The organism is Paenirhizobium daejeonense, assembly GCF_014280875.1.
Taxonomy (GTDB): domain Bacteria; phylum Pseudomonadota; class Alphaproteobacteria; order Rhizobiales; family Rhizobiaceae; genus Allorhizobium; species Allorhizobium daejeonense.
Window position 1 is genome coordinate 467,844 of the sequence record NZ_JACLAL010000005.1, and the last position, 9,117, is coordinate 476,960.

10 protein-coding genes are annotated in these 9,117 nt (G+C 61.6%); 1 reads left to right on the plus strand and 9 read right to left on the minus strand.

The genetic code is table 11. From position 1 onward, the window contains the following. Positions 1-82: 82 nt before the first annotated feature. The 7 genes from ssuD to H4I99_RS14980 form a co-directional block, all read right to left on the minus strand. Positions 83-1,252, minus strand: coding sequence for an FMNH2-dependent alkanesulfonate monooxygenase (gene ssuD, locus H4I99_RS14950; protein ID WP_163899019.1), 1,170 nt, complete (start codon positions 1,250-1,252; stop codon positions 83-85). 25 nt (positions 1,253-1,277) lie between these two features. Further along, complete coding sequence (locus tag H4I99_RS14955; protein WP_163899022.1) at positions 1,278-2,243, minus strand: sulfonate ABC transporter substrate-binding protein; 966 nt, start codon at positions 2,241-2,243, stop codon at positions 1,278-1,280. 30 nt (positions 2,244-2,273) lie between these two features. Next, the gene (locus H4I99_RS14960; protein WP_163899025.1) at positions 2,274-3,239 is read right to left on the minus strand and encodes an aliphatic sulfonate ABC transporter substrate-binding protein; all 966 of its coding nucleotides are present in this window, start codon (positions 3,237-3,239) and stop codon (positions 2,274-2,276) included. Between the two features lie 302 nt (positions 3,240-3,541). Next, positions 3,542-3,682, minus strand: a complete 141-nt coding sequence (locus H4I99_RS14965) for a hypothetical protein (protein WP_163899028.1) — start codon at positions 3,680-3,682, stop codon at positions 3,542-3,544. 14 nt (positions 3,683-3,696) lie between these two features. Further along, on the minus strand, positions 3,697-3,900 hold the full coding sequence (locus tag H4I99_RS14970; protein WP_099057902.1) for a hypothetical protein: 204 nt from the start codon (positions 3,898-3,900) through the stop codon (positions 3,697-3,699). A 192-nt stretch (positions 3,901-4,092) separates the two neighbouring features. Beyond that, entirely contained in the window at positions 4,093-4,713 is a 621-nt protein-coding gene (locus H4I99_RS14975) for an RBBP9/YdeN family alpha/beta hydrolase (protein WP_163899031.1), read from the minus strand. A gap of 145 nt (positions 4,714-4,858) precedes the next feature. Next, positions 4,859-5,437, minus strand: a complete 579-nt coding sequence (locus tag H4I99_RS14980; protein ID WP_425314385.1) for a phosphodiester glycosidase family protein — start codon at positions 5,435-5,437, stop codon at positions 4,859-4,861. A gap of 387 nt (positions 5,438-5,824) precedes the next feature. Here H4I99_RS14980 and H4I99_RS14985 point away from each other — a divergent pair, with 387 nt between their 5' ends. Beyond that, positions 5,825-6,532 (plus strand): AAA family ATPase, encoded by a 708-nt coding sequence (locus H4I99_RS14985; RefSeq protein ID WP_163899037.1) that lies wholly within the window; start codon positions 5,825-5,827, stop codon positions 6,530-6,532. A gap of 10 nt (positions 6,533-6,542) precedes the next feature. On the opposite strand, the gene H4I99_RS14990 is transcribed toward H4I99_RS14985, so the two are convergent. Together H4I99_RS14990 and H4I99_RS14995 are read right to left on the minus strand one after the other, a co-directional pair. Continuing rightward, entirely contained in the window at positions 6,543-7,247 is a 705-nt protein-coding gene (locus H4I99_RS14990) for a 4Fe-4S dicluster domain-containing protein (protein WP_163899040.1), read from the minus strand. 101 nt (positions 7,248-7,348) lie between these two features. Further along, a complete protein-coding gene (locus H4I99_RS14995) occupies positions 7,349-8,914 on the minus strand; it encodes a trimethylamine methyltransferase family protein (protein ID WP_163899043.1) in 1,566 nt (521 codons plus the stop codon). Positions 8,915-9,117: the final 203 nt, after the last annotated feature.

Genomic DNA, 9,117 nt, shown 5'->3' on the forward strand with positions numbered 1-9,117 from the left:
ACAAGGTCCAGCAGGGCGCCGATCCGATTTCATCGGACCGAATTGCGCTCTGAACTCGCGGCCAGAAGAGGTGCCAGCCGGATCAGGAACCGGATACCACCTTGAGATTGCCGCCATGGCCGCCACCGCCGAACACCTGGCGTTCGCCGAAGGAGGAGCGGATCTGGTTGCGCGGTCCGGCAAGGCCGATTTCCGGGAACAGCAACTCGGCGACCGTGTAGGCCTCCTCGAGATGCGGATAGCCCGATGCGACGATGGTATCGATGCCGAGTTGCTGGTATTCGCGCAGCCGCGCGGCGACCGTCTTCGGCGAGCCGACCAGTGCCGTGCCGGCGCCGGAGCGCACCAGACCGATGCCGGCCCAGAGGTTCGGAGAAACCTCAAGCTTGTCGCGGCGGCCGTTATGCAGGGCGACCATACGCGCCTGCCCAACCGAATCGGAGTTCTTGGCGAAGCCCTCCTGGGCCGCGGCAATCGTTTCGTCGGACAGCTTGGAGATCAGCTTGTCGGCAGCTGCCCATGCTTCCTCGTCGGTCTCGCGAACGATGAAATGCAGGCGAATGCCGAAGGTCACCTCCCTGCCCTTTGCCGCAGCCGCCTTGCGAACGGCCGCGATCTTTTCGGCAACCTGTGCCGGCGGCTCGCCCCAGGTCAGGTATTTCTCGACCTGAGCGCCGGCGAAGTCGATGGCCGCATCGGAAGAGCCACCGAAATAGAGCGGCGGACGCGGTTCCTGTACCGGCGGGAAGCCGAGCTGAGCGTTGTGCGCCTTGATGTATTTGCCGTCCAGATTGGCCTTGCCGGTTTCAAGCAGCGAGTTGAACACCTGGAAGAACTCGTCGGCATGGTCGTAGCGCTCGTCATGCGGCAGGAAGATGCCATCGCCGGCGAGTTCCTGCGCGCTGCCGCCAACCACGATGTTCAGGAGCAGGCGACCGTTGGAAACGCGGTCGAGGGTCGAGGCAAGGCGTGCGTAATAAGCCGGCGATGCCGTGCCGGGGCGGATGGCCACGAGGAATTTCAGCTTTTCGGTATAGGCAGCCAGATTGCCGGCAAGCACGAAGGATTCCTCGCAGGCGACGCCGGTCGGGATCAGCACGCCGGAATAGCCGAGGCGGTCGACCGCCGTCGCGAGTTCGCGGAAGTAACCGGGATCGGAGGGGCGGCTGAGATCGTCGGAGCCGAGATAGGTGCCGTCGCCGGAAGTCGGGATGAACCAGAGGAAGTCGAGCGGTTGGTCGGTCTTGGTCATGGCAATGTCCTTTCACAAATAAGCGTCAGCTGGCTTTCGGCCGCCAGACGATGTCGGAAATCGTGAGTTTCTTCGGCAGGATGCCGAGCCCGTGGAACTCGTCGGCAAGCGCCTGCTGGTAGGTAACGGCTTCATCGGTCAGCACAGCCACCTTGCCGAGGTCGGCTCCCTTGCGGGTCAGCACGGTGCGGGTAACCTCGATCGGCACGCCGGTGATTTCCGAAAGGGCTGCAATCGTCTCCTCGAGGTGGGATTGTGCCCAGGCGCCGGTCTTGGCCAGTTCGTCGATGACCTCGGAGAGAACCTCCGGATTGGCTGCCGTGAAATCGCCATTGCCGAAGTAGAAGCTCCAGCTGTCGACAATGCCCTCGGCCGTCGTCAGCACGCGCGCCTGCGGATCGACTTCGGCAACGGCATAATAAGGATCCCAGATCGCCCATGCGTCGATGCTGCCCGTCTTGAAAGCTGCTGCGGCATCCGGCGGCGGAAGGTCGATGGCTTCCACGTCGCCGACCGCAAGACCCGCCTTGCGCAAGGCCTTCACCGTGAAGTTATGCGCGCTCGATCCGCGCTTGAAGGCGACCTTCTTGCCTTTCAGATCCTCAAGCGTCCTGATCGGCGAATCCTTGTGCACGAGGATCGCGGAGCCGGTCGATGGTCCCCGATAGGTGCCGACATAAAGCAGGTTTCCCCCGGCCGCCTGGGCAAACAGCGGCGGCACGTCGCCGGTCGGCCCGAAATCGAGCGAACCGGAACCCAGCGCTTCGAGCAGCGGCGGGCCGGAGGTGAATTCCGACCATGTGACGGAAATGCCTCGTGGCGCGAGCCGTTTTTCGAGCGCACCGGTGCGCTTGGCAAGCGCCAGCACACCGTTCTTCTGCCAGCCGATGCGGAACTCGCTGGCCGCTGCACGGGCGGTACTGATGTTCGGCAGTGCAAGTGCCGTCGCAGCGGCGCCGAGAAGGCCGAGGGTCTGTCTGCGGTTGATCATGGCTATACCTTTCGGATGACGGTTTCGGGATCAGCTTGCCTTCGGACGCCAGACGATGTCCGAGATGGTGAGCCTTCGCGGCAGGACACCGAATGCGTGGAAGTCGTCCGCCAGCGCCTGCTGGTAGGCCACGGCCTCGTCCGACACCGTTGCGACCTTGCCGAGGTCGGAGCCGGCGCGGGTCAGGGTAACGCGCGTCACATCGGCCGGAACGCCGGTGATCTTGGAGAGCGCCTCCGTCGTGCCGTCGATATCGGCCTGGGCGGCCGCGCCGACCTTGGCGAGTTCGTCGAGAATTTCAGATAGGACTTCCGGATTGGCCGCCGTAAACGCTCCGTTGCCAAGGAAATAGCCCCATGCCTCGACGATGCCTTCGGAGGTGGTCAGCAGCCGGGCGTCCGGATCTTTTTCAGCGATGGCGAAATAGGGATCCCAGATCGACCATGCGTCGATGCTGCCGTTCTTGAAGGCGGCTGCGGCATCCGGCGGCGGCAGGTCGACTTCCTGAACGTCTGATGGTGTCAGGCCAGCCTTTGCCAGAGCCTTGAAGGCGAAGTTGTGGGCGCTCGATCCGCGCTTGTAGGCAAGCTTCGCGCCCTTGAGGTCGGCCAGCGTCTTGATCGGCGAATCCTTGTGAACGAGGATGCCGTGAAAGGCAGCCGGCGGCTTGTAGGTGCCGACATAGAGAAGATCGCCGCGGGCCGCCTGGGCAAAGAGCGGCGGCACGTCACCGGTCGGGCCGAAATCGAGCGAGCCGGCACCAAGGGCCTCGAGCAGCGGCGGACCGGAGGTGAATTCCGACCATTCGATGTTGATGCCGCGGTCGGCGAAACGCTTTTCAAGCGCACCCTGCTGCTTGGCCAGTGCCAGCACGCCGAACTTCTGCCAACCGATCCGGATGGTCTTGGTTTCGGCGAATGCCGGGCGGCCGAACGGCGCGGCACCTGCTAGCGTAAGGACGGCCGCAAGCTTCAGCCCCTGTCTTCTCGTAATCATCTCGACCTCCGATGCGGCACCTGATCGCGCCAATGTTTCGATGATCTGATGATATTATTTTCTATAGCTTAGGTAAGGAATATTATTCCAACCCTGAGGGTCGTGTGGAGATTATCCGTCGCCCTGTTTGCCCGGTTGTGGACATTCCAACGGCTGCGAGCTTTCGTTGCGTCGCTTGGCGAACCGGTTCACGCATCGGTCGATAGAAGCCGTGGCGGCCGACGAACTCTCCAGACGGAGACAAAGAAAAAGGCCCCCGCGAACGGAGGCCTGGGAATATCGGTAAACCTGAAAAATGGTTGTTAGAGAGCAATGGTCAGCAGTGCGACGAAGGCGATGGAACCGACGACGGCTGCGATACCGCACATCTCGCCCCAGGCCGTAGACGAACGGCGGATTTCGATGCGCTGCGTGCGACTGGTTTGCGTCTGGACGTAAGCCATGGTTGGTCTCCAGATCAAAGAACCGGGAAAAGGCCCCAGAAGAAGATTTCGTGACGGCCCGGGCGATCCAGATCGGAATCGTCCTCGGCCGGGCTTTCCCGACGTGTCTCAAGCTTGGCCTTGGACACGTCAGCGGTTGTCGAAGGCGTTGCGGCCGGGGCGCCCTTGCGGGACAGGCCGAACAGGTCGAAGGAGAAGAGTTCGATACCGTATGGCATTGCTTGGTCCTCCTTAGGTTCACTCGACATTGAGCTTGATTGATAGTTTCGCTGGCAAAATCGATATGGTCAATATTTTCTACAAAATTTGCATTCTATATTCCTCGCTTTCGGGAGAAAGATGATCCGCCTTTCTCCCTTCGTGCGGAATAACTGCTGGGAAGCCGAAATGTTCGGCGTCCGGTCGATTTTTCAGAAGTAGGCGGCGAGCGGTGCAGCCTGCCGGCCGGCCAGCGAACGGTCGTGGGGCCGCTTGCTCTCGCCTTTCAGGAGGTCGAGCAATTCGTAACCGGTCGGCCAGCGGCCATAGCCGCTGCGAATGTTGATGTGTCCGGCATAACCGATGTCGACGAGGTCACTGCCCCAGATCCGCGCCATCTTTCGCGTGGTGGCGAAATCCATGTAGGGATCGTCGAGACTGCCGACCACGAGGCTCGGAAAAGGCAGCCGCTGCTGCGGCATCTCGCCGAAATTGACGACGCAGGGGTGCAGTCGTTCCACCTGGGCGAGGTCGCAAGGAGCAACCAGAAGAGCGCCTTTCACACGGGACGCGAGCGGACTGTCGGCAAGTTGTGCCGTCAGGATGCAGCCGAGGCTGTGCGCGACGATCCAGACATCGTCATGCTGTGACAGGACTTCGCCGAGACGCTGTTGCCAGCTTGCAAGATCGGGGCAGGACCAGCTGTCCTGTTCCACGGTGACGGCGCCGGGCCGCTCATGGGCCCAATGCCACTGCCAGTGACCGTCGCCGGAGCCGTTCAGCCCCGGAATGACGAGTGTTGTTTCAGTCCTGCCACAGTCCGGGTCCTTCATCGTCTGGCCTTCCCGTTGGAATACAGCGGGATTATGCCGCAACGCGAAAGCTTCGCTAAGAAAGCGCGACCTATTGTCGACTGTTTTAGTAGAAAAGCATTGCGCAATGATGGCTCATCTGTTGCGCCGACGTTTCATGAGGCCTTTATTGCGGAATGGTCCCGATTACCGCGATGATTGGCCCAAGCGGAAAGAATCGGTCGCGCCTGCCCATCGACGGGATGAGCGCGCTGGAAATCGTGCCGTCGAGATAAAGCGCGTTGCCGCAACCCAGTTCGTCGCGAAACAGCGATGCAAAAGCATAAAAGTTCACCGGGCCGCGGCTGATGGCGAAATGCACCCTGCCCTCCGCATCGACCCCGACGCCGTTGCGGATCTTGAGGCTGTCGCTGTCGGGCAGGAAGCGTGGATGCAGCTTGCCGTCGATCACCAGCATCGGGCCGGACTGGGTGGCATAGTCGGCCTTCGGCTTCTCCCGGATATAGGCCTGCGTCTCCATCACGCCCGGTTTCCCGCCCGCCACGTAGAAAACGCCGTTCGGCAGCAGGTGGAAATTGCCCCACCCTGCCCGTGTGCTGATCGGCTGCCGCTCGATCCCGTTCTCGACGAACAGCCCGACTGGCGAGAGGTCGTAATGATACATGCCGCCATTCATGGCGAAGACCGGATAATGCCGTTCCTTCCAGAGCTGGAGCGAAAGAGAATCGAAATTTCCGAAGGGCATGCGCGCCGGATCGGAATGGTAGATTCTTAACGTCGCATCAGGCTCGAAGCTGCACACAGTGTAGCGGACGCCGTCCTGTACAAGTTCCCTGCAAGGGTCGGTTTCGGTCGCATGGGAAATGCTGCAGGCACTGAGAAATATGGAAAATAGTAGAAAAAGCAGTCGCATGAATGTGGCCCGTGGTTCCTTGCGTCGTCGATGCCCTGTCGAATATGTCTCGCGGAAAATCCGGCCCGGTTCTGCCGGCGGATATTAACGAATGCCCCCTCTCGTTTACTCTTCATTAACCATAACTACCAAGAATGGCCACGACGCGGCATGGAGAGCCGCCTCATCCCCCTGCAGAGCAATGACTTGGCTCGGACCCTTTTTAATGAAGGAAATGACATGCCAGTAATTACGTTTGCCAATACCAAGGGCGGCGCCGGAAAAACCACGGCCGCACTCATTCTTGCCAGTGAACTCGCCGCTCGCGGCAATCGCGTGACCATTCTCGACGCCGATCCGCGCGGCTGGATCAGCCGCTGGCATGCCCTCGGCAGCGCCAATGGCCTACTGTCGGTCGCCCAGGTCACCGAGGAAACCATCGAGGCGGCTACCCTCAGGGCGAAGAAGCGCGGCGGTTATATCCTGATCGACCTCCCCTCCAGCCAGGATGCTCTGCTTGCCAAGGCCGTCGGCCTTGCCGATCACGTGCTGATTCCGGTTCAGGGTTGCGCCATGGATGCCCAGGGCGGTGCAGAGGTTCTCGAACTCCTGAAGGCGCTCAGCGATACCTGCGAAGTGCGCATTCCGCATTCGGTCGTGCTGACCCGCGTCAATGCCGCAGTCACCACCCGCGCGCTTGGCGCCGCCAAGGAATTCCTCGGTCGCCGTGGCATTCCGACGCTCTCCACCGCGCTTGCCGAGCGCGCAGCCTATCGCGACATCTTCGACAAGGGCGGCCTGCTGCACACACTCGATTCCCGTGAAGTCTCCAACCTGCACAAGGCGATCGAAAACGCCGTCAGCCTGACCGACGAAGTTCTCGCGCAGCTTCCCCAGCGCTCGGTGCGCACCGTAAGCCGCAAGGCTCCGGTCCTGAAGGCCGCCTGATCAGGAAACCCTATCCGGCAGGAAGGCGGAGCGCTTCCATGTGGAAGCGCAGCTGCGCTTCCGGATAGCGATACATCGACCCGACCGGGCAAGCGGTGCGTGCAAGACACCCCGATGACATGCACCCCGCCTTGCCCTCGGTCGTGACGAGGTGGAAACGACAGCGGGCAACGTCGAAACGGTCTAGGAAAACCGCCGTGGCCGGACAGGTCGAGAGACAAGGCTTGTCAGGACACTGCCCACAGATGTCGATATCGTCAGGCGGAACTCGTTCTTCGGTGACATCTTCCGCAAAACCCAATGCCCCGCGATAGCCATGCCACAAACCGTATTGCGGATGGATCAGTATCCCGAGCGGCGAGGCCCTGAGCCCTTCCGCTTTCATCGCCCACTGCTGGAACGGCTGGTAAGGCTGATCGGAAGGATAATAGGCCGTGGCGCCAGAGCGTCCGGCGATCTCGCCGATCACCTCCTTCGACCATGTGTCGAGGGGATCCGTTCCTCCGCGATCCCAGCACTTTTCCCGCCAGTCGGAAAACGTCTCCCAGAGTGAGCCGCCGATATTGCCGATCAGCACCACTGACAGCGCCTGACGGCCATCCGAAAGCGCCGGCCCGCCCTGCCCGTCCGGAAAATGCGCGACACCTCGGACATGCAGTCCGTGTTCGGTAAGTGCCGAAATTATACCGTCAGCAATGGGCAAAAGGCCGCTCATCGCGGCCCCTCGTATTTGTAATGCGGTCGCCAGACCTCGCTCTGGATCATATCGGCAACCAGCGCTGAACCGCCTTGCTCCCTGGCGGAGTCGGGATGCCTTCAGGTGAAAGCGTCGGGCATCGAATCCTTGCGCTTGGCGATATAGGCCAGAAGCGCCTCGTCGATGGCCGGATCGAGCGGCGGAGCTTCATACGAGTCGAGCCAGGAGCGGCAAAGCGCGTTGGCGCGGTCCTCGATACGCTTGCGGCCTTCGACCTCCCACTGTTCGAAGGAGTTGTTGTCAGCGAGCGCCGAGCGATAGAAGGCCGTCTGGAAGTTCGCCTGCGTGTGGGCGCAGCCCAGATAGTGCGCGCCGGGACCCACTTCGCGGATGGCATCCATCGCCTGCCCGCTCTCGGAAAGATCGACGCCCTGCGCGAGCTTCTGCATCATGCCGAGCTGGTCCTGGTCGATCATGAACTTCTCGTAGCAGGCGGCAAGGCCGCCCTCCAGCCAGCCTGCGGCATGCAGCACGAAGTTGGTGCCGGCAAGCAGAGTCATGTTGAGCGTGTTGGCGCTTTCATGGGCCGCCTGCGCGTCCGGAACCTTGGATGCGCAAAGAGAACCGCCGGTACGGAACGGCAGGCCGAGACGCCGCGCAAGCTGGGCCGCGCCGTAAGAAACCAGCGCCGGTTCCGGCGTGCCGAAGGTCGGTGCGCCCGACTGCATCGAGATCGAGGCGGCGAAGGTGCCGAACAGCACCGGCGCGCCTGGGCGGATAAGCTGGGTGAAGGATGCACCCGCCAGGACTTCTGCGAGAATCTGGGTCAGCGTGCCGGCGACCGTGACCGGGCTCATCGCACCGGAAAGGATAAAGGGCGAAATCACGCAGGCCTGGTTGTGCCGGGCATAGACCTTGGCCGCGCCGAGCATGGTTTCGTCATAGACCATCGGCGAGTTGGCGTTGATCAGATTGACGAGGACCGTGTTGTTCTCGACGAAGTCGTCGCCGAACAGGATCTTGCACATGGCAACCGAATCTTCCGCTCTTTCCGGCGCGGTGACCGATCCCATGAACGGCTTGTCGGAATATTTGATGTGGCTGTAGACCATGTCCAGGTGACGCTTGTTCACCGGAATGTCCACCGGCTCGCAGACCGTGCCGCCGGAATGGTGCACCGAAGGCGCCATGTAGGAGAGCTTCACGAAATTGCGGAAGTCCTCTAGCGTTGCGTAGCGGCGGTTGCCGTCGAGGTCGCGGACGAAGGGCGAACCGTAGTTCGGCGCGAACACGGTGGCCTTGCCGCCGATCTGTACGCTGCGCTCCGGATTGCGGGCGTACTGGGTGAAGACGGAAGGCGCGGTCTTCAGGAGTTCGCGGCAAAGCCCCTTGGGGAAATGAACGCGCTGTCCCTTCACGTCGGCACCGGCTTGTCTCCAAAGTTCCAGCGCTTCCGCGTCGTCACGGAACTCGATGCCGATCTCCTCCAGAATGGTATCGGCATTGCGCTCGATGATCTGCAGGCCTTCCTCGTCGAGTACTTCATAGGGCGCGATCTTGCGGGTGATGTAAGGCATGGCCGGTCCGGCGCCGCCACCGCTGCGCGATGCCCTGCGGGCGGCAGCTCCCCGTCCCTCGCCGCGAGAGCGACGTCCTTCGCCTGTTTGTGCCGTGATGTCGTCCATGTCCGTTTCCTCGCTCAGGCGCTTGATGCGCCGCTTCTCTCTCCGCCATTATGCTATTCAAATCTGTAAGTGAAACCATCCTTAATGCGCCAAGCGCTTGCGTCTGACAGACATGGCATTTGTCAACGCTGGTCTGATGCCGTCGTTTTTCAGGATCGGCGCGTCGCTTTCGAAAAGAGTTTTTGGCGATATTGAGGTTTAAC

Excerpts from the sequence above, each read along its gene's own strand:
- H4I99_RS14975 (WP_163899031.1), bottom strand. The coding sequence starts at position 4,713 with ATGAAGGACCCGGACTGTGGCAGGACTGAAACAACACTCGTCATTCCG.
- H4I99_RS14955 (WP_163899022.1), bottom strand. The coding sequence starts at position 2,243 with ATGATCAACCGCAGACAGACCCTCGGCCTTCTCGGCGCCGCTGCGACG.
- H4I99_RS14970 (WP_099057902.1), bottom strand. The coding sequence starts at position 3,900 with ATGCCATACGGTATCGAACTCTTCTCCTTCGACCTGTTCGGCCTGTCC.
- H4I99_RS14980 (WP_425314385.1), bottom strand. The coding sequence starts at position 5,437 with ATGCCCTTCGGAAATTTCGATTCTCTTTCGCTCCAGCTCTGGAAGGAA.
- ssuD (WP_163899019.1), bottom strand. The coding sequence starts at position 1,252 with ATGACCAAGACCGACCAACCGCTCGACTTCCTCTGGTTCATCCCGACT.
- H4I99_RS14995 (WP_163899043.1), bottom strand. The coding sequence starts at position 8,914 with ATGGACGACATCACGGCACAAACAGGCGAAGGACGTCGCTCTCGCGGC.
- H4I99_RS14985 (WP_163899037.1), top strand. The coding sequence starts at position 5,825 with ATGCCAGTAATTACGTTTGCCAATACCAAGGGCGGCGCCGGAAAAACC.
- H4I99_RS14990 (WP_163899040.1), bottom strand. The coding sequence starts at position 7,247 with ATGAGCGGCCTTTTGCCCATTGCTGACGGTATAATTTCGGCACTTACC.
- H4I99_RS14960 (WP_163899025.1), bottom strand. The coding sequence starts at position 3,239 with ATGATTACGAGAAGACAGGGGCTGAAGCTTGCGGCCGTCCTTACGCTA.
- H4I99_RS14965 (WP_163899028.1), bottom strand. The coding sequence starts at position 3,682 with ATGGCTTACGTCCAGACGCAAACCAGTCGCACGCAGCGCATCGAAATC.